Source organism: Sporosarcina thermotolerans, from assembly GCF_030067815.1.
In the GTDB taxonomy this organism is placed as follows: Bacteria; Bacillota; Bacilli; order Bacillales_A; family Planococcaceae; genus Sporosarcina; species Sporosarcina thermotolerans.
Window position 1 is genome coordinate 2,821,843 of the sequence record NZ_CP125968.1, and the last position, 23,879, is coordinate 2,845,721.

Consider the following 23,879-nt stretch of genomic DNA (forward strand, 5'->3'; position numbering starts at 1 on the left):
GTGCTATTTATTGCTATGAGATATTAGCAAATCTGGCTCCAAAGGCCGGGATTAAAAACAGAACTCTATAAATTAGAAATGATGAAATCAAACACTACGATGTGTTGTTCTTGTAAACAAACTTTCTTCGGGAATTTAAGTGAATAACAAACACGTCTGACAAATATTAAGTGGCATCATATTATTAAGTTATTTCTCAAGTTGGTGTATTAGCGGAATCTATCTACATACGAACTCCGACTTAACAAATTGAAGGAATTAATAAATGGTTTAGATACTCTTTTTCTAATTAAGAAGATGACCTCGACATTTCGCCAAGATCATCTAATTTCATCTTATATTTATAGGTCAACACGTGTAAATGAGAATTTTTGAATAGTTGGTTCACCTTTATAGATAACGATTTTATAAACATTTACGAATTTATCATCTATAGACAGGATGTCGCTATATTCATATTTCGCTTCTAAAGCAGATTCCATAATCCCATTACTAGCAAGTGCAGGCTCACCATTATTTATTTCATAAAAATATAAAGCGTTTTGGGTTGAGCTATTATATCGCAAAATATACATTCCATTATTACTCGCTAAACGACTTACTCTATACCCTGCTGGAAAATCATATAACATTTCTGAGCCATTTGCATCCCAAATCATTTCGCTATGGTTCAAATCGAAAGCTATATTTCCATCTGAACCATAGAAATAGATTCTTCCATTTTCTTCGTCAAGAAATACTACATCCGAATTCACCGGATATGTACCATCCATGCTGAAGCTATATAATAATTTTCCATCCTTATCAACTATATTTGCATGATTACTATCTGTTTTTTCAAAGTAATAATATCCCTTTAATCCAGAAATCAATGAATCTTCCAAGTTATTATCATCGGATACGCTTCTTCTAACTTCTTTCGTTTCTGCCTCTCCTTTTTCATTAACCGTTACAGTAGTAAAGATAAATTGATTAGGGGATCTGTACTTAGTGGAATCTCTTGAAACGATTAAAAGTGTATTTTCATAAAAAGCAGTCTTTGTATATCTATACCTATCATCACTATCTTTTGAAGGCATTTCAATATCTATAACTTTTTCCTTAACGATAAATTCATCACCTTTTAATATAGAAACGTATAAAGTACCAGATTCACTTCGCGTGTCTATAGAAGGTGTTAGAATGTATGTATACCCATCTTTATCAACAATTTGAGATTTTTCATTTAATCCACTATCACTAAAAGCTTCTCCACCCAATTGCTCATTTTGATCTGCTAAAAATAACACATCTGAATCAACAGACTGAACTTCTTCCACTTCTTCCGATTTAGTAGTGTCAGAATCTGTAACACCTAATTCTGAGTTTTCTTCAGGTACAGCCGAATTACTTGTTTTTTCTTCAGTTTGACTACATGCATTTAGTACAAGTGCAGTCAGTAATAGAAACATAATATAAAATTTTCTTAATGTCTTTTCTCCTAACCTAAAAGTCTTATTCTATAAATATATTACAATATCTCTATTATGACAATCTTGTTTAAAGAATCCAGTTTAATTATTAAGCTAAACTAAATAATATGGCCCGATAGAGAATCGATTTGTGCATAGATATTCGCTATTTCTGATGCTACTTTTGCGGAAAGCGTCCTACCGGGTGGGGCTCCGGCTACAGGTTCTAAAAATAATTGAGAATGCAATGGGAAGATGTTGCGGAGGGAAAGCCATTAGCACCATTTCGAATTTCAATTATTTCATCAAATTACTTTTCTAATATAGAATAATTAGTTGGCGGCAGATTTGTCATCGCGTATGGCGTCAAACTTTCTTCTAAAATAGGACCAAGCAGCAGCATCTGTCTCTTCTTCAGGAGACAAACCATCTTTCATTCCCAATGTACTCTCGAAATCTCCCCCGTATTTTTTCTCATATAAAGCCATTTGATCGACTAAAAAATTCTTTTCTTCGCTGTCGTATCTATTGTTGCCTAATGCATCTTGTTCTTCTTCCCATTCGTTTACGATTTGGGCTACAGAGTAAAGTTTACCTGTTTTAGCCATCCACAAGGTATCCGCACTGATTCGGGCTTGGCTATTCCTTTCGCTTCTCTCTACTCCAATAAATTTTCCTTCATTTATCCAATTATTGATGGTTGTGATTGAAACTCCGAAAAATTTAGATAGCTGCCCTGTTGTATATACAGGTAAAATTTCATCCGCTTGTACGGCAATATCAGCCATAACTTTTAAGGTTTTAGAGAAATAGCTTTTCATCTCTGTTGAATTTTCAAGAACAGATTCAGACAACTTGTCCAATCCCAATTTGTTTTTTGAAGTCATGTCTAAATAGTTTACCAAGACTTTGAAAAATAAAATGCTTTCACTTTTATCCTCAAATATTCGTTCCGTTATTTTTTCCGCTCTCTCATCGAAGGCCATTTTTTCATACATCGTTAGCATGATCTTCACCTCTTACACCCCATTCTATTCTAACTGCAAGTGAACTGCAAGTAACTGCAAGCAACTAAAAGCATATTTTCTGCATTCTATTCCCGGAGATTAAAAATTATACATAAATCAAAAAAAGCGCCTTATCCGATTGATGGATAGGACGCACTACAGTCATCTTGCTTATTTCAATAACACATACCCGCTTTAGACAGTTACAAACAGCTATCGCATAAGATTAATTGCTCAAAGCCCATAAAATCCTCGAAACACGCATACACAGCACTAAACAAGCATAAATCACTTCAAATGCTCATAAACTAACTGACATACGCATAAACATCCTAAAAAACTCATAAATCTGCTAAATCACGCATAAATCCCAAATTTGAAATCCTTCTATAATAAAAAACGCCCGAAACCTATTTCTTAAGGTTTCGTGCGTTTAAAAACGTCCCAGGAGGGATTCGAACCCCCGACCGATGCCTTAGAAGGGCATTGCTCTATCCAGCTGAGCTACTGAGACATGCTGTTAACAACCAACGTTTGCCAACGACAAATCTTATTATAGGCAGGCTTGCAAAAAAAGTCAACGCTTTTTTTAGATATTTATTAATTCAACCGAATCAACTATCTCAAAATCCATATTTTTGAATGAAACCTTGCAGCCACCTACATCATCCCATTCAATTTCTGCGAATGTCGGCTCCTTGCCTGCCCTTGGAAGCAATGTGCTTCCTGGATTAACGAATAGGATCCCATCTTGCAGTTCTGCACCATACAAATGGGAGTGACCAAAAAGGACAATGTCCGCCTCGTGTTCCTTCGCGGAATAAAATAAAGGCAATAACGTCCGTTTGCAATCATGCTCGTGACCATGCACCGTTAAAATCCGTTTGTTGCCTATTTCAATTATAAGCGACTTTTGAAACCTTAAATCACTATCACAATTTCCTCTTACTATATGCATTTTACTCAGCAATGGATCTTCTGCAGACAACTCACTATCTCCGCAATGGAATTTAGCATCCGCAGACAATGCGGAAACGGCAGACACCGTTTCCTTATCACCATGCGAATCGCTCATTACAACGATTTTCATTGTTGTTCACCGATCGAGTCTAACAACTGCGGCAAATGCTCCTCTAATTGTCTTAGCGCTGCGCCACGATGTGATATACGACCTTTTTCCTCGGGGGACAATTCCGCCATGGACCGGTCCATTTCCGGGTTGAAAAAGATTGGATCATAACCAAAACCGTTAGTTCCTCGTTTCTCTTCCAAAATAACCCCTTCACAGCTACCTGAAAATGTAACAGTCTCCTGACCCGGACCTGCGACAGCAAGAACACAACGGAAGCGTGCCGTACGTTTCGCCTCAGGCACTCCCTGAAGCTCTGTGAGGACTTTTTCGATATTTGCCTCGTCACTCTTCACTGCACCTGCGTAACGAGCAGAATAGACGCCTGGAGCGCCGTTCAGCTTATCGATCTCAAGTCCACTGTCGTCCGAAATGACTGTGATTCCCAAAAGCTTGGATACTGTCTCAGCCTTAAGAATTGCATTCTCTTCAAAAGTGACACCCGTCTCTTCCACATCAATGTCCTGCTCTAAATCATTTAAAGTGAGAACTTCTATATTATAAGGATTGAAAAGTGCTTCAAAATCCTTAGCCTTCCCTTTGTTGTTCGTTGCGATCAAAATCTTTTTCATGGTATTATTCGCCTTCCTTTCGACCGATCTGTGTTCCGACATCAGCTAAAACTTCCCTTTGAATTCCAATCAGGCGCTGGATACCAGACTCTGCCAGTTCAACGAGATCATTCATTTCCTGTCTTGTGAACGTTGCTTCCTCACCCGTACCTTGTAACTCCACAAATTCACCTGCACCAGTCATGACGACATTCATATCGACAGCCGCCGCGGAATCTTCTGGGTAGTCAAGATCCAGGATAAGCACTCCTTCTTCCGTTTTCCCAACGCTGATTGCCGCCAAATAGTCACGAATCGGGAACTTCTTCAATTCCTTCTTTGATGTTAATTTCGAAACTGCTATAGACATGGCAACAAATGCCCCAGTAATCGATGCTGTTCGTGTACCGCCATCTGCCTGAATAACATCGCAGTCAATCCATACTGTCCGCTCACCAAGCGCTTCCAAATCCACCACAGCACGCATTGCACGTCCAATTAGGCGTTGGATTTCCATTGTTCTTCCGCCCACTTTACCTCTTGAGGATTCCCTTTGAGTCCTTTGACCGGTGGCCCTTGGAAGCATGGAATATTCTGCCGTCACCCACCCTTGTCCACTTCCTCTTAGAAATGGTGGGACCCTTTCCTCAATGGTAGCCGTACAAATCACCTTTGTGTTCCCGACTGAAATCAATACCGAACCTTCCGGATGGATCAAATAGTCCCTTTCAATCGTTACCGGCCTTCCCATATCTGCAGTTCTTCCATCTTGTCTCATATTGAATACCTCCACTAGTTGAATTCAGAATCCATCTTATCATAGACAATTTCACCAAAGCAAAAACCCGGTCGCCATTTTAGGCTTCCGGGTTTTATAGTATTAAATGTCTTACATCGGGATTTTCAATTTTAAGCCAATCGGAAGTAATTTCGATAAACTCTCCCAATCCTCCTGTAGTATAGAAGATTGGTTTTTTATGTTCAACAAGGTTGTTTGCAATACCAAGCTCGGACAAAGTCCTCTTGACATCCTTGACTGTTTCATTAGCCGAGGATACAATTGTCACCCCGCTTGGTAATTGCTCTTGAATATGATTATGCAGAAGAGGATAATGCGTGCATCCCAAAATCGCCGTATCAAAATCCAAATGAGCGATTGGCTCCAAGGTTTTTTTCATGATCGGGCGAATATCGGTTTGTTTATATTGACCACTTTCAACAAGAGGAACAAATTCTGGACAAGCGAGGGGGTAGACTACTGTTTCTGCAGAGATTGCAGAGATTGCATGTTCATATGCCCTGCTTTTAATGGTTCCAACCGTTCCTAAAACAACTATTCTTCGGGTTGGCGAAACTTGAGAAGCAGCCCTTGCTCCCGGTTCGATAACACCTAATACAGGAAAAGGGAACCGATTTCGCAAATCGTCCAGTGCAACTGCGGTTGCAGTATTGCATGCAACAACGAGCATCTTAATCCCCATATCAGAAAGTGCCAAAGCCATCTCCATTGTGAATCTTTTCACTTCTTCAACTGAACGTGGCCCGTACGGACACCGCGCATCATCGCCAATATAAATTATTTTTTCCTCAGGTAAAAAACTCATCATTTCCTTTACGACGGTTAAACCGCCAACACCGGAATCGATAACCCCGATTGGAGCATTATTCGAGATATTCAATCCTTGATCATCTCTTTATGCAATTTAGTTAACAATCGGGAGAACTCGATGATTTCTACTTCGGAAAAATCTTCTAACACGTTATTCAAGTAGTGTCTACGTTTGTCAATTACTTCCTCAATCACACGCTCACCTTCAACCAATAAGTGGATGCGCACAACACGTCGATCCTGTTCATCACGAACTCGCTTAACAAGGTTATTGTTTTCCATTCGATCGACCAAGTCAGTCGTCGTACTGAACGCAAGATACATCTTATTGGATAGGTCACCAATGGTCATATCACCATGCTCAAATAACCATTGCAGCGCAATGAATTGAGGAGTGGTAATTGTATAATTACTTAAGATTTTACGGCCTTGTTGTTTAATTATCCCTGATATATATCGAAGTTCCTTTTCCATCCGGGCAATATTATTGGCACCGTCAATACTAACTCCATTGTTTTCTGCCACGTATACCAGCTCCCTGAAAACGAATTACTATCTACTCATTGTCACCTTTTTCTACATATAACGCAACTGTTTTACAGAGATTCGGTAGTATTTACTTAAATTACCAGGGGATTTCAACAATTTTGGTATACTCTTGGCTTCAACTTGGTGTTCATATTAAATCGAACAACAAGACAATGGTTTAATTCAGTGATAGTTCCCCTAATCGCAACAATTCGACAATCGCTTGTGCCCTTCCGGATACTCCTAATTTCTGAATGGTATTAGAAATATGATTCCGGACGGTTTTTTCGCTAATGCCGAGCCGTCCCGCGATTTCTTTCGTCGTGTGATCATCTACTAATAGATGAAAGATTTCTCGCTCCCTTGCTGTCAGCAACGAACGGTTTTTCATTTCTCCTGTCAAGACGCGCCCCCTCCTATCCACGTTCACTTTACAATATGTGAAGATGGTTTAGGCTGTGCCGGCTTGAGTACCAAAACTACAAGGAAAATGCAGTTTTTTGCTGACTTTCCCAAGGAACTGATTTGCCAGTTTTCCGATCAATTTGTACGAGTGTTCCTCTACCTGTAAAAACCAATTCATTGTTATTGTTTTTCGCCATATAATGAATATCTACCGAACTATTACCAACTGAAGCTGCTTTAACAAAAATCGACAATTTTTCATCAAAAAAGACTTGTTTCATATAATAGCATTGTAAATCCGCAACGACAGGAATAGTCGTTCCTTTTGGATCAAGCCAATCCGCCATACGCCCGACTTCCTTTAAAAATTCGATTCGGGCATATTCAAAATAAGTGAATGTCACTGTATTATTTAAATGCCCGTACATATCCGTTTCCGAAAAACGAACAGATACCGGTACTGAAAATGTAAATTCTTCAATCCATTTCTCCATATCCTCAATATATGAAATCCTCATCGTTACTGCTCCCCCTTTTAAATGAATGAACATTCATTCTTTTATTATATCAAATAGTTGGGTAGTATCCAATACAATACCAAACCCGGCTAACGGATTTCATTTTCTACGACCGTGATTGGGTTCAGGTGTGCGAAGGGGCTTCATGAGCGCGTGGGGGACTTTCTTGGGCGCGGAACGGAGTTCTTGAGCGTGCGGAGGCACTTCTTGGGCGCGGAACGTAATCCTGAGCGCGCGGAGGCACTTCTTGAGCGCGGAACGGATTTCTTGAGCGCGCGCGGGCACTTCTTGGGCGCGGAACGTAAGTATTGAGCGCGCGGGGATCCGCTTTGGACGCAGGGCGGCTCGCTTTGGACGCGCGAGCCTTTTGTAATAAAAAAAACCGCCACAGAAAGTTGTTTTCAACTTTCTGTGGCAGTTTTAGTTTCTAATCAATCAACCATATGGTCGCTTCCGAAGAAGTTTTTAAACATTTGTACAGTTGTCGCGCGGTTCATCGCAGCGATTGAAGTTGTCAATGGAATGCCTTTCGGACATGCGACAACACAGTTTTGTGAGTTACCACATTCAGTGATACCGCCGTCTGACATGATTGTCGCAAGTCTTTCGTCTTTATTCATCGCGCCTGTTGGATGCGCATTGAATAGACGAACTTGTGACATTAATGCAGGACCGATGAAGTTAGACTTATCATTAACGTTTGGACATGCTTCAAGACAAACACCGCATGTCATACATTTAGACAATTCATATGCCCATTGACGCTTGCGTTCAGGCATACGTGGACCTTCACCAAGGTCATACGTTCCGTCAATTGGAACCCACGCTTTGATCCGTTTCAATGAGTCGAACATGAATTCACGATCGACAATAAGGTCACGGACAACAGGGAATGTTCTCATAGGCTCAAGTTTGATCGGTTGTGTCAACTGGTCAACTAAAGCTGTACATGATTGACGCGGACGCCCGTTAATAACCATTGAACATGCACCACATACTTCTTCAAGGCAGTTCATGTCCCAGTTTACGGGAGTCGTCTTGTCCCCTTTTGCGTTGACTGGGTTACGACGAATTTCCATCAACGCGGAAATTACGTTCATATTAGGTCTATAAGGGATTTCAAAACTTTCCCAGTATGGTTTTGAATCAGGTGTATCTTGACGTTGAATTTCAAACTTAACTGTTTTACTTGCAACTTGCTGATCTAAGACAGCTGTTTGCTCACTCATTTGTGTCAATCCTCCTTCTTCGCAGAATAGTCACGTTTACGAGGTGGAATCAAGGAAACATCTACTTCTTCATAAGAAAGGATCGGCGCAGATTTCCCGTCAAACTCTGCAATTGTCGTTTTCAAGAAGTTTTCATCATCACGTTCCGGGAACTCAGGTTTGTAATGCGCGCCACGGCTTTCATTACGGTTAAGCGCTCCGAGAGTGATAACACGAGCCAAGTACAGCATGTTTTTCAATTGACGTGTGAAAGTTGCACCTTGGTTCGACCATTGTTGTGTATCTGTAACACTAATATTTTCATAACGCTCAAGAAGCTCTTGGATTTTATCATCCGTTTGTTGAAGCTTGTCGTTATAACGAACAACCGTTACATTGTCAGTCATGATTTCGCCAAGTTCTCTATGAAGCATATAAGCATTCTCGGTTCCATCCATCTTCAACGTTGCTTCCCACTTCTGTTGCTCATCCTTAATAGCAGTATCGAAAATTGTGGATGGCAATTCGTCAGCAGTACGTTTTACGCCGCGCATATATTTAACAGCTTCCGGCCCCGCAACCATTCCACCATAAATAGCGGAAAGAAGTGAGTTAGCCCCAGACGGTTCGCGCCGTGTTGAGAGTAGTCACATTCTCCAGCTGCAAACAGTCCAGGAATGCTTGTATGTTGTTCGTAGTCGACCCATAGTCCACCCATTGAATAGTGAACAGCCGGGAAGATTTTCATCGGCAACTTGCGTGGGTCATCACCTGTAAACTTCTCATAAATCTCGATGATTCCTCCAAGCTTGATATCAAGCTCGTGTGGATCCTTATGGGAAAGGTCGAGGTATACCATGTTTTCCCCGTTAACACCCAATTTTTGATTGACACACACATCGAAAATCTCACGCGTCGCAATATCACGCGGAACGAGGTTTCCGTAATCAGGATATTTTTCTTCAAGGAAGTACCAAGGTTTACCGTCTTTATATGTCCAAATTCGTCCACCTTCACCACGTGCTGATTCACTCATCAGACGAAGTTTATCGTCCCCAGGAATTGCAGTCGGGTGGATTTGAATGAATTCACCATTTGCATATTTAGCACCTTGCTGATAAACGATGGAAGCCGCTGAACCAGTGTTGATGACTGAGTTCGTAGATTTACCAAAGATAATTCCAGGTCCGCCTGTAGCCATGATGACCGCATCACCAGGGAATGCTTTGATTTCCATAGTTTTTAGATTTTGTGCTTTGATCCCACGGCAAATTCCTTCATCATCCATAATAATTCCGAGGAATTCCCAGTGTTCGTATTTCTGAACAAGTCCAGCGACTTCATGACGGCGAACTTGCTCATCCAATGCGTATAAGAGCTGTTGGCCAGTCGTTGCGCCAGCAAAAGCCGTTCGGTGATGTAACGTACCACCAAAGCGGCGGAAATCTAGTAAGCCTTCAGGTGTACGGTTGAACATAACACCCATTCGGTCCATCAAGTGAATAATTCCTGGTGCAGCTTCAGCCATCGCTTTAACAGGTGGTTGGTTCGCAAGGAAGTCTCCGCCGTAAACTGAGTCGTCAAAGTGGATTGCTGGAGAGTCACCTTCACCTTTTGTATTCACTGCGCCGTTAATGCCGCCTTGTGCACAAACGGAGTGGGAGCGTTTAACCGGAACGAGTGAGAATAAGTCAACCCCGACTCCTTCTTCCGCAGCTTTGATAGTTGCCATCAAGCCCGCAAGTCCGCCGCCGACGACAATCAATCTGCCTTTTGCCATTATATTTCACTCCTCAAATTTTACATGTTCTAAAAATTATCGTATACTATTCTGTTATTCAAACAACGAATGCTAATAAAGCTTGTACACCAATTACAGAAAGAACCAAGAAAGCGAGGATTGTTATGTATGTAACAATCGTTTGTGAGCGTGGAGATTGTGTGATTCCCCATGTGACAGCGAAAGACCAAAGTCCATTAGCCAAGTGGAATGTCGCAGCCAATACACCAGCGATATAAAACGCAAGCATGAATGGATTTGATAGAATGTTTTCCATCATATCGAAATTCACTTCTGCACCAAGTGCCTTTTGAATTCTTGTTTCATAAACATGCCAAGCAATGAATATAACCAAGAATACACCTGTCACACGTTGCAAGAAGAACATCCAGTTACGGAATGTTCCGTAGCGCTGAACATTATTTTTCGCAGTGAAAGCTATGTACACCCCATAAAAACCGTGGAACATTAACGGAATATAAATAATGAACCACTCCAGGAACAAGACAAATGGCAAGCTCCCCATGAAGTTGGATGCGGTATTGAATGCCTCTTCACCGCGCGTTGCAAAATGGTTGATAACCAAGTGCTGAGCTACGAATAACCCAACCGGAATAACTCCGAGCAAAGAATGCAGTCGGCGCAAGTAAAAATCTGATTCTCTCGACAAGTCTTTTACCCTCCCTTTTGAATGAGATATGACCGGAAAAGTCTTCACTTTTTGTACAAATGAGGAACGGTTACGGCATGTCTCTTCATGGTACAATATGATAACATGTCCATTGTACTCCTCGCTTTTGAGGAGGTCAAGGCGATGTGAACTTTTATCGACATCTTCAAAAGTTCATCAAATATTTGGACTTCCCCGAAAGGATTGCATGTTTTGGATAATCTTACATACGACACCCACACACGACTTGGATACGAAATCTTACGAGATCATGTCCTTCCCAAAATACTTGGCAAACATGAAGATGACATCCTTTACTGGGCAGGAAAAGACGTAGCAAGGAAATTCCCGATTTTTTCAGTCAACGAGCTGCCAGATTTCTTTATTGAAGCTGGATGGGGCACCCTTACTCCCTTCTCTGGTAAAACATCTAAAGACGAAGCTATTTTCATATTGAACCAAGAAGATCGGACTGTATTGGAAAAAAGGTCCTATCAACTTGAGGCTGGGTTCATTGCTGAACAGTTCCAGAAGCTTAACGGCTTCCTCACTGAATGTTATGGTGAAAAAGTTCCGAAAGAAAATCATATTCGATTTCAAGTGAAATGGGATCCAAAAACGAAAATTTGAATTAAGAAGGAGCTCATCTTTTGCGATGTAGCTCCTTTTACTCGTCCTTCTTGAAATACTGATTCACGGTTTCGGCAATTTTTAGGGGGAGACCTGCATCATTCAACTCATTTACTGAGGCTTCGCGGATTTTTTTCATTGAACCAAAATGCTTTAATAGAAGCTTTTTCCTTTTCGGACCCACACCCGGTAGCCCATCCAACGCGGAAGTCAATGTATTCGAATCCCTTCGTTGCCTATGGAACGTTATAACGAACCGATGTACTTCGTCCTGAATTCGCTGAAGCAGATAAAAAGCTTCGCTTGTTCGTTTCAATGGGACTACTTCAATAGGATTCCCATACAACAATTGTGCCGTCTGATGCTTTTCATCTTTAGCAAGTCCTGCTATCGGGATCGATAACCCCAATTCATCCTCAATAACTTCACGTGCAATCTCCATCTGTCCTTTACCACCGTCAATGATGATCAAATCTGGCAATGGGAGATTATCTCTTAACACTCTTACATACCGTCTTCTAATCACTTCGCGCATTGCACCATAATCATCATGGGCAGCGGCAGTCTTCGTTTTGTATTTCCGATAATCCTTGCGATTTGGTTTCCCATCTATGAAAGATACCATCGCAGATACCGGGTCAACACCACCCGTATGGGAGTTGTCAAATGCTTCAATTCGTAGAGGAGTGGCAATATGCATCGCCTTCCCGAGGTCATCACAAGCTCCGATTGTCCTTTGTTCTTGGCGTTCGATGAGCTGGAACTTTTCACTTAACGAAATTTCCGCATTTTTTATCGATAGTTTCACGAGATCCTTTTTCTTTCCCCGTTGAGGTATGAACACATTTACATTTAATAGCTGTTGGACAATTTCCCGATCAATGCCTTCGGGCAATAAAATCTCCCTTGGTGTCAAATGTCCTGACTTTCCATAAAACTGCCCGATAAAGGTCAGCATTTCCTCCTCCGGCTCCTGATAAAGCGGAAAAATCGAAACATCCCTTTCAATCAGTTTCCCTTGGCGGACGAAAAATACTTGGACGCACATCCAACCCTTTTCTACTGCATATCCAAAAACATCTCGGTCAGTGAAGTCATTCATCATCATTGTCTGTTTTTCCATGACGGCTTCTATATTTGCAATCTGGTCCCGAAATTCCTTTGCCCGCTCAAACTCTAAATTTTCCGCGGCGGCTGACATCTTTTCAGTCAAATCATTTTTCACATTTTTATAGCCGCCATTTAGGAATTTGCTAATATCATCAACCATTTCCTTATACGTTTCCTCAGAAACTTCGTTGACACAAGGGGCAAGGCATTGTCCCAAATGATAATAGAGGCATACTCTATCCGGTAATTGATGACATTTTCGATAGGGATATAGCCGATCTAATAGTTTTTTTGTTTCATGGGCCGCGGTCGCATTCGGGTAAGGGCCGAAATACTTCCCTTTATCCTTTTTCAATTGTCTTGTTACAATTAACTTCGGGTGACGTTCTGAGGTTATTTTCAAATAAGGGTATGTTTTATCATCTTTTAACATGATGTTATATTTCGGATCATATTGTTTGATCATATTTAGCTCAAGTATAAGTGCTTCTATATTGGATCCAGTAACGATATATTCAAAATCCTCGATTTCCCCGACAAGCCGTTGTGTCTTGGCATCATGGGTTCCGGTGAAATAGCTACGGACCCTGTTTTTCAGGATTTTTGCTTTACCCACATAAATGATTGTGCCTTGACGATCCTTCATCAAGTAACAGCCGGGTAAATCTGGCAATAAGGACAGTTTATTCTCAATTATTTCATTCATAGTTCTCACCTACTAAAAAACCGGGTTCCTGTAAAGGTTCCCGGTTTAAATAAAGTCTTACGCGTGTTTTTCGATCAATGATGCAAGTTGCTCTTTCGGTTGGAAACCTACAACTTTATCGACGATTTCTCCGTCCTTGAAAAGAACAAGAGTTGGAATCGACATGATTCCGTATTCGCCTGCAGTAGCTTGGTTTTCGTCAACGTCAACTTTAACGATAGTTGCTTTTCCGTTAAGGTCGCCGTCAAGCTCTTCCAATACTGGAGCGATCATTTTACAAGGTCCGCACCATGTTGCCCAAAAGTCAACAAGTACAAGTCCTTCTTTTGTTTGATCTTTAAAATCTTGGTCAGTCGCGTGAACTATAGCCATTAAAATCTTCCTCCTTTAGTAAATCAACTATGTCTGCATTATAGCATGACGGTGAAATGCGAGCGAAATATCTGCTTCTACTATTATAAGACTGTTCCCATGGAAGTGCCCCGACTTCCCATAGAACACGGTGGACTTCCCATTGAAGTGCATTGACTCCCCATAGAACGCGGTGGACTTCCCATTGAAGTGCCTCGACTTCCCATAGAACGCGGTGGACTTCCCATTGAGGTGCCTCGACTTCCCATAGAACTCGGCGGACTTCCTATAGGAGTGGCGGGACTTCCCATAGAACGCGGTGGACCTCCTATCGGAAAGTGCAACTAACCTAAAATGGGGAAAGAAAGACGCATCCGTTCTTGGTACAAGGATTACACTGGCCAAATAAAAAGAGATGGCGCCATCCCTTTAATTATTTTGTTCAACAATCGCGCCCATTTGTGGAAATTACTCACCTGTAAATTCGTTCTTGTCTTTTCTGAAAAATGAAATTCATAGTTTTTTTCGTAGTATTGCCATTCCATCTATAAACATCAGCATAGTGATATAAAGCCCAAAAAACCCGCGCCCAATCCGCTTAGAAACGCCTGCAAATCATCCTTCCGCCATCTTGCTTTCTCTTATCATGTCCATCGCATACAAAAGATCCAAATCGTCATCTATATGCTTAGGTGTCCAAGGGATATAATGATCAGGTCGAACCCCTTTTCCGTGCAACGGATCGTTCGACGTCTTGTGGACGCGGCGGGACATCGGGTAGTAGAGTGAGTACATGTCATCCCATTCTTTGATGAGCAAATCGCTATAGTCATTGACGCCCATTGTGGCGCGTCCGATTACGGTAGTTTTGGAAGACTCCATGCAGATCTCCACAAAGTATTCAGCGGCACTTGCGCAATAGACATCCGTCATCACGATTACGTTCTAAGGGGAATCAGTACCTTCAAACTTTAAGGCTTCCGCCTCCAATTCATCCGAAAAGTCCATTGTCACAAAACCTTGACCGCGATATTTTTCACATTCTTCTTCAATCGAGTCAAAGAATTTCAGTGTCTCTTCATCAGTGATGTTTTTTCTCAGCTGCTGGCAGAGCTGGATGAACAGCTCCGAGTTTCGATCGGTATAATTTAACTCCTTCAACTCACCGTCCGTGCTCGGGTGTTCATCTGGTGGGAAAATGTATGGCAATAAGTTCGAAAAAGATTTTCCGTTTCCTCCATGATTGTTTCGTACGTCGATGATCAGATTTGTACATGCTTTCAGCTTTTCTTCATAGTTCTTCACGAAGTCCAGAGTCCCGTCAACTTTGACGAAGCTTGGTAAAGTGATCCGTAACGTCTCCTTATCAACTTCCTCCATCGAGGGTGCTAGCTTTTTGGAGGCGGGTTCGTAATCCTTCAAATCGAACTTTAAAAGTTCTCCGTTCTCATCCTCTATTTCAATGGATGATGAATAGGAGGTTTAGATTTGAAGGCAATAAAAAACGCGAAAAGAAGTGACCCATTTTTTTATTTTCTTATTGGTGTAATTTTAATTCCGGTATACTTGTTGGGAACCGAAATGATAAAAGTAATAGTTGCTATTACCCTTTTAATAAGCATACCAGTTTCAATATTAAGTGTTAATCGCTCACGTGTGAATATAATAACAACTGCTACCTTCACTTTCGGTTTGCTTTTTGGGCTCTTTTTATTAGTTTCTATTCGACATTTTATAACTAATATTTTTGTCTGATAGTTAACGAACAAGGGATGTAGAAGGACACCAAAGTCCGAACTGAGTTTTATTTTCGAAAAATATAAACTTTGTAGTGTTGAGAATCGTTTACTATGTAACGAAAGGAGTTGAAGCTGTGAACACTAAAAAAATAGAAGAAGTAATGTTTCAAAACTTGGAGTTTCTAATTCGGCTTGCTTATTATTACGTGAAGGATCTTCAAGTTGCAGAAGATATTGTACAGGAAGTCTTCATAAAGTTTTATAACAATAAAAGTAAGTATGAAAATCGAGGTGAATTAAAGGCTTTTCTAACAAAAATGACTGTTAATAAAAGTAAAGATTATTTAAAAAGCTGGGCTTATAGAAAAATCCAATTGCAAAACAAATTGTTTCTATCAGCATTTGAAATAATACATGATGAATTAGTTAGGATAGACGAACAAACAATAATCGCAGATGCAATCCTTGAATTGCCATTGAAACAACGCGAGGTCCTCATATACTATTATTTTCATGAAATGACGATTGTTGCAGTAGCAAGTCTTTTATCCATTCCAGAAAGTACAGTTAAAAGCAGATTAAGGCGTGGAAAGAGATTTTAAGAAATCAACTAAAAGGAATTGAATGGGAGGTTCTGTTAAATGAATAAATTCATTCCTTCTGAAGTGAAGGATTTAACTGAGAGTAAAAAAAAGGTTATGCGAAATGTTTTAAATGATATTCAAAACAGACCACAAAAACCAAGACGTAATTGGAGATATGGAGTAATTACTGCTGTATTAACAATGAGTGCAATGTTTTTTGTCTTAAACGAAGTATTGACTGAAAATGAACCTTCTGTAGCCGAACAACCGTCTCCAACGGAACTAGACATAGATTTATCAAAACCAACAATCTCCGAAGAACAAGGCTTACTTTATCTTGACCGCGTAACGTTAGGTGACTCCCAATCAAAAGTAATCGAAGCGTTAGGCGACAATTTTATAATAGTGCAAGAGGATGGCAGTGATGCAGACTTTGTAATGGATTATGATGGCCAGGCGAAATTCTCTTTTATTGAAGATAAATTAAATTCGATAGTTTATGTCAATGTAAATGAAGCCTACTTTGATGAACTATTTAAAGATTATGCGGGATTTAAATTTGAATTTTTGCACATTAATGACGATCGTTTTTTCTACTCTATTGAGACCAATCAAATAATACAGGCTTCAACGGAGCCTGTTAAAGAAAATCTTATCGTAACACTATCCTTTGCGGAACCGCATTTGGAAAAAAAGGCAGAATATCTATATAAGACGGACCAGGAGATTAAAAGTCAACAAACTTCTACAACCGACTTGAATGTAGATTTAGCCAAACCTACATTCAAGGAAGAAGAAGGCTACTTATATATTCAAGGAGTAACATTAGGCGACTCACCATTAAAAGTAATTGAACGATTAAGTGTTAACTATATAATAGGTCAAACGGATGGAGGATTTGCATCTGATTTCCTCATAAATTATGATGGGGTAGCGAGGTTCCATTTTTATAATAATAAATTAAGTTCGATTGTATTAATAAAAGTAGATAAAGACTACTTTGAAGAATTGTTTACCCAATACGATGGATTTAAATTTATTTCTTCAGGGCCTGAAGATTATTACGATCGTATTATCTATTCAGAGAAAACGGCTCAAGGTATAAAAGCAACAACCCATGTTCCTAATAGCGACCTTTATTTATATATAAGTTATCCTGGTCCAGAATTATGGGATAATCCAGAAATGAAAAACATCCCTAATATCTGGAAAGAGTATAACGATAATTAATGTAAAAGGAAGACACTCCAAATTATTATGTACCCTTTGTAAATGACACTTTAATAAAGGCCTAAGCTACCCGGAAAAGATGATTTCTGTATTGTATAGGAAACATCTTTTCCGATGATTTCCAAAAAGTTGGCATTCAAAATTGGGACAAGCACCATTGGTTTTTTGTGGTAAAATTTCTTTCAATCCCTGTTGTACAAATTATTTTTTGTTCATGGTTCTTCATCTCTACATAATCTCGGTTGATTTTCACATTACACAAAAAGCACCCTATAGATAGCACTTTTTTTAAGTGTCTATTCTATAGGTGAATTTAAAATAATGGATACCTTCCTTTTTGTGCTTAATTATTGAAATTCATAAGGGTTTGGATAACCTATTTCAATTAACTCTTCAGGCGTCATTTTTTCTAGTTCTTCTATTGGATAAAAATAAGGTTTCTCAAAAATTAATTCGACATCATATAACCCATAATTTTCATCTAATAATTCATGATTCTCCTCTATTAATGTAGTAATGCCACCACTATACCAGCTCATAGGGTTATGGGGAATAGATTTGGAAAAAACGCATTCAGGAGTAGCACAGTCTCTAGTTTCAAAATGTAAATGTACTCCAGTTACGTCCCCGCTTTTCCCCATAGTTCCAATAGTTGTCCCACCACTTACTGTTTCTCCAGTTCTAGTGTTAGCGTTTAGGCTATCTAAGTGAGCATAAACACTTTGAACATTTTTATAATTTATTTGATGTGAACCAACGTGGTCAATCATCACAACAAGTCCATAGCCTGACATTAAACCTGCCCGTGAAATTACTCCATTATGCATTGCTCTAACTGGATCGCCTGCAATTCCTTTACCCTGACTATCTTTCTTTAACGCAGCAATATCAATACCATTGTGCATTGTTAATTCCCCAGATATAGGGTGAATCCGCATTCCGAACCCTGAATTAATTTCCTTAGATGTGGTAGGCCAATAGATTGTAGAAGCAAAAACGGTACTACAAATTGAAAAAAACAAAAACAGCCCTAAAACGCTAAAAAGCACTTTCTTCATTTTACGACCTCCAATTTTGGTTTTTATTGGTATCCAATTCAAACTATATTATAATATTTCTATTTTACAAATATTTAAATATCAATCTACTATGCAGATATAGCTTGGTCTATATGCCTGAACTAATTTATGTAGTTATCAGGATTATCAAAGAAAAGGAATAGCACTAAGCAATGTGTCTTGTGTACATTTGGTAGCAACAACTGGGAATGAAGAGTTTTATCAAAATCTCGGTTTGAAAAAGGCCAAAACTGGAATGGCAAGATATTTAAGTGCTAATCTAAGCGATGCTTATCTAGAGTCAGTGGACTTTACGAATATAGAGCGCATACCTGAGATAAGGATTGCGTTATTTTTTGATCAATAGCGCTTGACTGCAAAAATTTATAAGTAACCAGAATGTTTAAAAGCTGAATAAAAGTAAAGATAAATTGGAAGTTTAAATGAAAAATTATATATGGGGGAAATTTAAAAGATAGTAACAGTCCGAACTTTGATGTCCAAATAGTTCGGGCTTTGGTGTCCTTATACACGGAAGGGGAACTTTTCTTTCATTTTTATTCTGTTTTTAAGTATAAGCTAAATTCAGACTAACCCTACTAAATGACAAACGACCAAACGCCTGAAACCCTTGATGTATATGGGTTTTGGGTGTTTTTTTGTTATTGCTATTGAAACGGAAGTTGCAACTAACCAGAAATGGGAAAATTAAGAACCCTTTTTCCTTGCTCACTACAGGGATTGCACTAGCCCAATTAAAAAGAGGCGGCGATTGCCACCCCTTTAATTATTTTTTTCAACAATCGCGCCCGTTTGTTATGTGCGTACTTTAAGAGATTTTCCTACTCCGAAAAGGACTGCTGCAATCAATATTACAGACAGAATAACTGCTAAACTACTTCCCTTTCCAAACAACGCTGTCAGAACAACATCAAATGAAGGAAGCCCTAAAGTGTATATTAACGGTAACGCAAACAAACGTCGCAGTAATTGCTACATAAAAATTAAGTTTTTCTTTTTATTCGTCACGAGATCGGTATTCAATGCGAGTTGAATATTCTGTATCTTTTATTTTATTTATGTGGTATTATGTATTTGTAATATTTAACAAATATAGGTAGTAAATATAAAAGGAGGAAAAAAATGAAGTCACTAAAAATTTTTGCAGCATCTGTAATACTTGCTACTACTACATCATTTTCAACAGTTTTTGCGGAAGATTTGGATGGAGTTAAAGAATTTCAGGAAAATTTACCGGATTGGTATTGGACTGCTGACAGAATTAATCCGAATAATCCTGATTTAGAAAACTTACCGCCTTCAAAAGTAGAATTTCAACTTAAAAACCTTGATGAAATTAGCACTTTAGGTGAAACAGCTTTGGTTGGGGGAACTGGTTCTTCGTATATAATGAACGAAGGTTCAGGTTACTATGCAATAAACGCTACTTACGCTGATACAATCGTTGTATTGTTTCAAGTTATCGGCACTTTATATAAACAACCAAAAGGTTCTACGGGATTAACTATTATAGATATAGCTTCTGAATCCAAATCTTATACAAAAGGAATGGTTGTAGCTGAAACTACATCTCCAAGTCAGCCTGTTGGAACTACAATGCTTACTGAAGGAGTACATTATATCAATATGCCATTAATCTCCGAGACTAAAGTAACCACTGATAAACTTGTAGTGAAATAGTTTTATTAACCATAAAGAGTTTTTCTTTATGGTTTTTTATATTTAATATTAAGAAGGGATGAATTCAAGTGAAAAACAAAAAATATTTTTTTGTTTTTATAGTAGCTATATCTCTAATCATAACCCTATATATGGTCTTTCAAGAGAAAGAAATTAAGAGGGATTCTATGAATAAAGAACCAAATATAACTACTGTAGAACGAACAGTTGAGGAACGAAGAGTTGAAGTGAATATAGACGAAAGGTTTGAAATAGATCGTGATCAATTAGCTTTTGAAACAAATAAAGAGGGACAGCTGCAAGCTACATATATATTAACCAATAATGTACAAAAAGAAGAAAAAAGAATAATGTATGCAATAATTGAGGAAGATATTTCACCACTTATGATGGAGATTAATGGTGAAAAAACCAGGTATCATATATTTACAGTTCCAAAACAAGGCGAAGTCAAAGTAGATTTTACTTTATCAGGATTGCCAAAAGGGAAGCACGTTGTGTATATATATAGTGAAAAGTATATTGATAATAAAACTTTCGATGAATTAGAAAAGGTACAATCACAAAAGATATTTGCACATAGTTATTTCTCACTATATGTACAAAATAATAATAATAATAATAATTTAGCTAAATTTGAAGATAGTTTTAAACCCGTTACAAAAATTGAAGAATCTCATGAAGGTGATATGATTTCTTTGTTTTTATACAAAGATCAGGAGTTGTCAACCGAAGTTAGTTCTATCGAGGAAAAAAAATATTATTTACTGATTAATAATTATCTGGAATTCGAATTGAAAGGGCATTTATATTTATTTTCAGATTATAATGCGGAAAAATTGGAACAAATTCTAGTACCAGCCAATTCCAAAGCGGTACTCCCGGTGAATCTAGAAAATCATAAAGCAAAAGAAAGTATTAGATTTATATTATTAGGGGAACCAACAGAAAAACCAGATACTCCGTTTCCAGTTAGATTAATGCACAATTCTATGCGTATACCCATTAAATAAAGGGTAACTTCAAACAGTTCAGCTTGTATAAGTGCTTTCGCTGTTTAGTATAAGCGCATGAAGAGGCGCAAACTGTACAAATAAAGGGGAGCTATTTAGAAAAAAACTGATCATCTTGCTAAAAACCCTAGTTCTTATGTTGAATTAGGGGTTTCATTAAGTAAATAAATTAATTATCAAATACTCTAAAATCTAAAAACTGTATCATTTTTAACACTTCATTTGGCAAAAGTATGTTTATCAAAGCGTGCTCAATTACATGAACAGAGTTGCATTAACAGTAAAGCCTTACATTGACCATTTTCCTTATGCGTTGTCAGACCAATTCTGTGGAGATGAGACCTACATCCGCGTGAACGGCCGTTGGCACTATCTCTTTTTCTTCTTTGACGCAGCGAAGAAGGTTATTCTGTCCTATCGGACATCTCCTAATCGGGATACCCTTTCGGCGATAAGAGCATTGGACGGTATGTTCTCCAAAATGAAGTGATATAAACACGCCCGATTAATGAGAGTCTCGAACCTGGCTTTCGCATGATGTGTACTGCGAATTGATCTAAAGCCATAGCTGTGCTTATAAAACCTTGCTTCACAGATTGGCTCAAGCACTTGGAGAATACATTGTTGGAACAATCTGTCCCAAATAGTCGGAATCCCTAAAGGACGTGTTTTTCCGTTTGTCTTCGGGATATAAACCCGTCGAACAGCTTTGGGTACATAACGTTCAAACATTCGTTGTATCGTCGATACAACTTCCACCACGGACAATTGACTTATATCTTCAATCGTTAATTCATCATACCCTGCCGTACTACTGCCGGTATTTCGTTTAATATTACGATAAGCTAATCGAATGTTTTCATCGGATTGCATTAAATCGATTAATCCATAAAAATTTTGACCATTAGCACTTTGAGCATATAAAGAATCAAAATGGAACTGCATATCATAATACTCGTTGTGCCTCAGTTTCTTTCGTTTTAACAAGTCGGTGGCTCCTTCGGAGCTGAACCTCTATTAGTCTCACAAGAACCTCATTAATCGTTGAAGAACTGTCTTGCATGGTGAATGAATCTTTTAATAGTCTAGTGGCTATCCCTCCACGTTCATTACACGCTTCAATGGTACTGTGCCACCACTTTCACCGATATGAAGAAAAGTTATATAGTCGCTATTCTCACGACTATTTTCCTTTCCAACGCTTCACCGAGAGTAAGCTCTCCACGTTATCGGCTTACACGTTGAGTTACATCTATTATGGAACAAACTTAGGTGCTTCCTATGAGCCTGTTAGCATCACATGTGCCTATAACACAAGATGGATTTTTATATAGTCAATTCTTACTCATCCACAGCTAACCCTACATTTGGTAGTAAATACATTTCTATATAATGTGCTTGTAGACCCGTACATTCAGAAGTTCGTCAGCAATACAGTATCTTATTGTATTTACATTGCATTCTCACCATATCTGTTCAACCCAAGCACCATGATTTACACCACCCCATCGGGTAGGATTTCGTCAGCCGAACTGTTACGGTAAATTCTCACGCCTATTAGCCGAGCTTATAACACGCTGTTCCTTACTAAGCAGCGTGCTATTCGACGCAGGGGGAGCCTTTCAGAGCGTTACCTCATCATTCGACTCCTCGATATAACCCTTCAATTTTAGAAATCTAAAAACTGCCTGACCTTTACCGAAATTGTGTGACCACATTTCATTTGAGCCAGGAACATTTCGCACGAACTAAAGCACCCGTTAGTTAAATAAACGACAATTGCGCCCGTTTCGGAATATAGGAAAATTCATTAACCCTCTATAAGTGCATGGTACTTCAAGATTTTTCCTTCGGATTCCACGAGTAAAATAGGACCTTTCTTTTCGATAGGTGAAAAAATCTTTGCACCAACAGGTAGCTTATTTGACATTTCATTTTCAAAGTTTGTATCTGTATCATTTCTTTTTTTGATTTCCCCTACTTGCGCGCCCTTTGTTAAAGTTAATTCCCCGACCCAGTCAATTCCATTAACGTAAATTAAACCCTCGAATTGAAATATATCAGCTTCAGGGTCTGATGTTAGAACTTCTTCGGCACTAGGATTTCCAGGACTATGAACTTCTAACTTACCTGTACCTGATGAACTAGAACCTGATGAACTGGAACATCCATAAGCAGTTAATATTACGAAAAAAACCAAACTGAAAAATAATCTTGGTACTTTCACGTTATCCCTCCTCGTACCATTAGACTGACTACGGTAAAATAAGTTACTTAATTGTTCTATACACTTTTCAACTAAACTGCTGCGTTAGTTCAATAAGAACATTGATCTGTCTTAGTAGCCCAATGTTCTTAAGTAGTCGAGTAGAAGAGAACCTCTCTACCTTGCGGTAGATTGTGTTTCTCCCCCCTCACAGAACCGTGCTTGCGCTATTTACGCACACGGCTCCTCCAAATCATCATTCACACTGACTCTGCTATCCTCAATAGTTTAGTTTACATTTATTATCTCTACCGCTGTGTGTAGTAAATGTGTCCCTAGTGAGGGTGATCACTTGGTAGCAGCCTTTCCTCCATCGGCATTACCCAACTTCATTGGTACTACGCTGCTATCCGACTCCCTACAACGGCATTTGGTTTCCTTGCTTATTATCGCTTGTACACCATACTCTTCTATAAGAAGAAAAGACCGGTAGGGTCTCCCGAGTTGCCGTATCATATCAATGTGTGACGTGCCAAGGTCTCTGACTCCAGAGAGGTTTTATCCTTCTTGCCTTTAACGATGGATAAAATGTAGCTTTCTGCCGTGCTTAAAGCATCAGCCCTCTCGATTTACTAACATTATGGAGCTCAATCCCTTCAACCAGTTGGCTTTCGGCCCGCCACCTAACTGTCTAC

23 protein-coding genes, 1 tRNA gene and 3 pseudogenes are annotated in these 23,879 nt (G+C 39.1%); 7 read left to right on the forward strand and 20 right to left on the reverse strand.

All coding sequences use genetic code 11. The annotated features are described in order from the left end of the window. Positions 1-341 precede the first annotated feature (341 nt). The 13 genes and pseudogenes from QNH10_RS15975 to QNH10_RS16035 form a co-directional block, all read right to left on the reverse strand. Complete coding sequence (locus QNH10_RS15975; RefSeq protein ID WP_283732334.1) at positions 342-1,451, reverse strand: hypothetical protein; 1,110 nt, start codon at positions 1,449-1,451, stop codon at positions 342-344. A gap of 332 nt (positions 1,452-1,783) precedes the next feature. Next, on the reverse strand, positions 1,784-2,449 hold the full coding sequence (locus tag QNH10_RS15980) for a MerR family transcriptional regulator (protein ID WP_283732335.1): 666 nt from the start codon (positions 2,447-2,449) through the stop codon (positions 1,784-1,786). 449 nt (positions 2,450-2,898) lie between these two features. Next, a tRNA-Arg gene (locus tag QNH10_RS15985) sits at positions 2,899-2,972 on the reverse strand. A 75-nt stretch (positions 2,973-3,047) separates the two neighbouring features. Beyond that, positions 3,048-3,548: a metallophosphoesterase gene (locus QNH10_RS15990; RefSeq protein ID WP_283732336.1), complete on the reverse strand. Its 501-nt coding sequence runs from the start codon at positions 3,546-3,548 to the stop codon at positions 3,048-3,050. Beyond that, positions 3,545-4,159 (reverse strand): XTP/dITP diphosphatase, encoded by a 615-nt coding sequence (locus QNH10_RS15995; RefSeq protein ID WP_283732337.1) that lies wholly within the window; start codon positions 4,157-4,159, stop codon positions 3,545-3,547. Before QNH10_RS15995 ends, QNH10_RS15990 begins: the two co-directional genes overlap by 4 nt. 4 nt (positions 4,160-4,163) lie before the next feature. After that, positions 4,164-4,916 (reverse strand): ribonuclease PH, encoded by a 753-nt coding sequence (gene rph, locus QNH10_RS16000; protein ID WP_283732338.1) that lies wholly within the window; start codon positions 4,914-4,916, stop codon positions 4,164-4,166. A 94-nt stretch (positions 4,917-5,010) separates the two neighbouring features. Continuing rightward, entirely contained in the window at positions 5,011-5,745 is a 735-nt protein-coding gene (gene murI / locus QNH10_RS16005) for a glutamate racemase (RefSeq protein ID WP_283734665.1), read from the reverse strand. Positions 5,746-5,813: 68 nt separating this feature from the next. Next, on the reverse strand, positions 5,814-6,221 hold the full coding sequence (locus QNH10_RS16010; RefSeq protein ID WP_283734666.1) for a MarR family winged helix-turn-helix transcriptional regulator: 408 nt from the start codon (positions 6,219-6,221) through the stop codon (positions 5,814-5,816). A 232-nt stretch (positions 6,222-6,453) separates the two neighbouring features. Then, positions 6,454-6,666: a helix-turn-helix domain-containing protein gene (locus QNH10_RS16015; protein WP_283734667.1), complete on the reverse strand. Its 213-nt coding sequence runs from the start codon at positions 6,664-6,666 to the stop codon at positions 6,454-6,456. Between the two features lie 88 nt (positions 6,667-6,754). Next, entirely contained in the window at positions 6,755-7,198 is a 444-nt protein-coding gene (locus QNH10_RS16020; RefSeq protein ID WP_283732339.1) for an acyl-CoA thioesterase, read from the reverse strand. Between the two features lie 431 nt (positions 7,199-7,629). Then, positions 7,630-8,427, reverse strand: a complete 798-nt coding sequence (gene sdhB, locus QNH10_RS16025; protein WP_283732340.1) for a succinate dehydrogenase iron-sulfur subunit — start codon at positions 8,425-8,427, stop codon at positions 7,630-7,632. Positions 8,428-8,432: 5 nt separating this feature from the next. Beyond that, a pseudogene (sdhA, locus tag QNH10_RS16030) lies at positions 8,433-10,186 on the reverse strand (succinate dehydrogenase flavoprotein subunit). Positions 10,187-10,244: 58 nt separating this feature from the next. After that, positions 10,245-10,856, reverse strand: coding sequence for a succinate dehydrogenase cytochrome b558 subunit (locus QNH10_RS16035; RefSeq protein WP_283732341.1), 612 nt, complete (start codon positions 10,854-10,856; stop codon positions 10,245-10,247). Positions 10,857-11,069: 213 nt separating this feature from the next. Between QNH10_RS16035 and QNH10_RS16040 the strand changes: the two genes are divergently transcribed. Continuing rightward, a complete protein-coding gene (locus tag QNH10_RS16040) occupies positions 11,070-11,486 on the forward strand; it encodes a YslB family protein (RefSeq protein ID WP_283732342.1) in 417 nt (138 codons plus the stop codon). 37 nt (positions 11,487-11,523) lie between these two features. On the opposite strand, the gene uvrC is transcribed toward QNH10_RS16040, so the two are convergent. The 4 genes from uvrC to QNH10_RS16060 form a co-directional block, all read right to left on the reverse strand. After that, positions 11,524-13,302 (reverse strand): excinuclease ABC subunit UvrC, encoded by a 1,779-nt coding sequence (gene uvrC / locus QNH10_RS16045; protein WP_283732343.1) that lies wholly within the window; start codon positions 13,300-13,302, stop codon positions 11,524-11,526. A 57-nt stretch (positions 13,303-13,359) separates the two neighbouring features. Then, positions 13,360-13,674, reverse strand: coding sequence for a thioredoxin (gene trxA, locus QNH10_RS16050; protein WP_283732344.1), 315 nt, complete (start codon positions 13,672-13,674; stop codon positions 13,360-13,362). A 594-nt stretch (positions 13,675-14,268) separates the two neighbouring features. Beyond that, positions 14,269-14,535, reverse strand: a complete 267-nt coding sequence (locus QNH10_RS16055; protein ID WP_283732345.1) for a hypothetical protein — start codon at positions 14,533-14,535, stop codon at positions 14,269-14,271. Between the two features lie 63 nt (positions 14,536-14,598). Then, entirely contained in the window at positions 14,599-15,033 is a 435-nt protein-coding gene (locus QNH10_RS16060) for a S41 family peptidase (protein WP_283732346.1), read from the reverse strand. A 108-nt stretch (positions 15,034-15,141) separates the two neighbouring features. On the opposite strand from QNH10_RS16060, the gene QNH10_RS16065 reads away from it, so the two are divergent. From QNH10_RS16065 to QNH10_RS16075, 3 genes are all read left to right on the forward strand, one after another. Continuing rightward, positions 15,142-15,408, forward strand: coding sequence for a hypothetical protein (locus QNH10_RS16065; protein ID WP_283732347.1), 267 nt, complete (start codon positions 15,142-15,144; stop codon positions 15,406-15,408). 118 nt (positions 15,409-15,526) lie between these two features. Beyond that, positions 15,527-15,994 carry a sigma-70 family RNA polymerase sigma factor gene (locus QNH10_RS16070; protein WP_283732348.1) on the forward strand — a complete coding sequence of 156 codons (468 nt, stop codon included), beginning with the start codon at positions 15,527-15,529 and terminating at the stop codon, positions 15,992-15,994. A gap of 39 nt (positions 15,995-16,033) precedes the next feature. Continuing rightward, positions 16,034-17,206, forward strand: a complete 1,173-nt coding sequence (locus QNH10_RS16075; RefSeq protein WP_283732349.1) for a hypothetical protein — start codon at positions 16,034-16,036, stop codon at positions 17,204-17,206. 347 nt (positions 17,207-17,553) lie between these two features. Here QNH10_RS16075 and QNH10_RS16080 read toward each other — a convergent pair whose 3' ends face one another. After that, entirely contained in the window at positions 17,554-18,264 is a 711-nt protein-coding gene (locus tag QNH10_RS16080; protein ID WP_283732350.1) for a M23 family metallopeptidase, read from the reverse strand. A gap of 1,143 nt (positions 18,265-19,407) precedes the next feature. On the opposite strand from QNH10_RS16080, the gene QNH10_RS16090 reads away from it, so the two are divergent. From QNH10_RS16090 to QNH10_RS16100, 3 genes and pseudogenes are all read left to right on the forward strand, one after another. Continuing rightward, a complete protein-coding gene (locus tag QNH10_RS16090; protein ID WP_283732351.1) occupies positions 19,408-19,965 on the forward strand; it encodes a hypothetical protein in 558 nt (185 codons plus the stop codon). Between the two features lie 68 nt (positions 19,966-20,033). Further along, positions 20,034-20,978, forward strand: a complete 945-nt coding sequence (locus QNH10_RS16095) for a hypothetical protein (protein ID WP_283732352.1) — start codon at positions 20,034-20,036, stop codon at positions 20,976-20,978. A gap of 238 nt (positions 20,979-21,216) precedes the next feature. Beyond that, positions 21,217-21,465: pseudogene (locus tag QNH10_RS16100) on the forward strand (DDE-type integrase/transposase/recombinase); the annotation flags it as partial. On the opposite strand, the pseudogene QNH10_RS16105 reads toward QNH10_RS16100, so the two are convergent. Continuing rightward, positions 21,459-21,965 (reverse strand): annotated as a pseudogene (locus QNH10_RS16105) (group II intron reverse transcriptase/maturase); the annotation flags it as partial. The pseudogenes QNH10_RS16100 and QNH10_RS16105 overlap by 7 nt on opposite strands. Positions 21,966-22,788: 823 nt before the next feature. Next, positions 22,789-23,205 (reverse strand): hypothetical protein, encoded by a 417-nt coding sequence (locus QNH10_RS16110; protein WP_283732010.1) that lies wholly within the window; start codon positions 23,203-23,205, stop codon positions 22,789-22,791. Positions 23,206-23,879 lie beyond the last annotated feature (674 nt).

What these genes read in the sequence shown, in the direction of transcription:
- QNH10_RS15995 (WP_283732337.1), bottom strand. Translation starts at nt 4,159, where the DNA reads ATGAAAAAGATTTTGATCGCAACGAACAACAAAGGGAAGGCTAAGGAT.
- QNH10_RS16020 (WP_283732339.1), bottom strand. Translation starts at nt 7,198, where the DNA reads ATGAGGATTTCATATATTGAGGATATGGAGAAATGGATTGAAGAATTT.
- sdhB (WP_283732340.1), bottom strand. Translation starts at nt 8,427, where the DNA reads ATGAGTGAGCAAACAGCTGTCTTAGATCAGCAAGTTGCAAGTAAAACA.
- QNH10_RS16080 (WP_283732350.1), bottom strand. Translation starts at nt 18,264, where the DNA reads ATGAAGAAAGTGCTTTTTAGCGTTTTAGGGCTGTTTTTGTTTTTTTCA.
- QNH10_RS15990 (WP_283732336.1), bottom strand. Translation starts at nt 3,548, where the DNA reads ATGAAAATCGTTGTAATGAGCGATTCGCATGGTGATAAGGAAACGGTG.
- rph (WP_283732338.1), bottom strand. Translation starts at nt 4,916, where the DNA reads ATGAGACAAGATGGAAGAACTGCAGATATGGGAAGGCCGGTAACGATT.
- QNH10_RS15975 (WP_283732334.1), bottom strand. Translation starts at nt 1,451, where the DNA reads ATGTTTCTATTACTGACTGCACTTGTACTAAATGCATGTAGTCAAACT.
- QNH10_RS16055 (WP_283732345.1), bottom strand. Translation starts at nt 14,535, where the DNA reads ATGGAGTCTTCCAAAACTACCGTAATCGGACGCGCCACAATGGGCGTC.
- QNH10_RS16090 (WP_283732351.1), top strand. Translation starts at nt 19,408, where the DNA reads ATGAAGTCACTAAAAATTTTTGCAGCATCTGTAATACTTGCTACTACT.
- trxA (WP_283732344.1), bottom strand. Translation starts at nt 13,674, where the DNA reads ATGGCTATAGTTCACGCGACTGACCAAGATTTTAAAGATCAAACAAAA.
- QNH10_RS15980 (WP_283732335.1), bottom strand. Translation starts at nt 2,449, where the DNA reads ATGTATGAAAAAATGGCCTTCGATGAGAGAGCGGAAAAAATAACGGAA.
- QNH10_RS16015 (WP_283734667.1), bottom strand. Translation starts at nt 6,666, where the DNA reads ATGAAAAACCGTTCGTTGCTGACAGCAAGGGAGCGAGAAATCTTTCAT.
- uvrC (WP_283732343.1), bottom strand. Translation starts at nt 13,302, where the DNA reads ATGAATGAAATAATTGAGAATAAACTGTCCTTATTGCCAGATTTACCC.
- murI (WP_283734665.1), bottom strand. Translation starts at nt 5,745, where the DNA reads ATGATGAGTTTTTTACCTGAGGAAAAAATAATTTATATTGGCGATGAT.
- QNH10_RS16010 (WP_283734666.1), bottom strand. Translation starts at nt 6,221, where the DNA reads ATGGAAAAGGAACTTCGATATATATCAGGGATAATTAAACAACAAGGC.
- QNH10_RS16075 (WP_283732349.1), top strand. Translation starts at nt 16,034, where the DNA reads ATGAATAAATTCATTCCTTCTGAAGTGAAGGATTTAACTGAGAGTAAA.
- QNH10_RS16060 (WP_283732346.1), bottom strand. Translation starts at nt 15,033, where the DNA reads ATGGAGGAAGTTGATAAGGAGACGTTACGGATCACTTTACCAAGCTTC.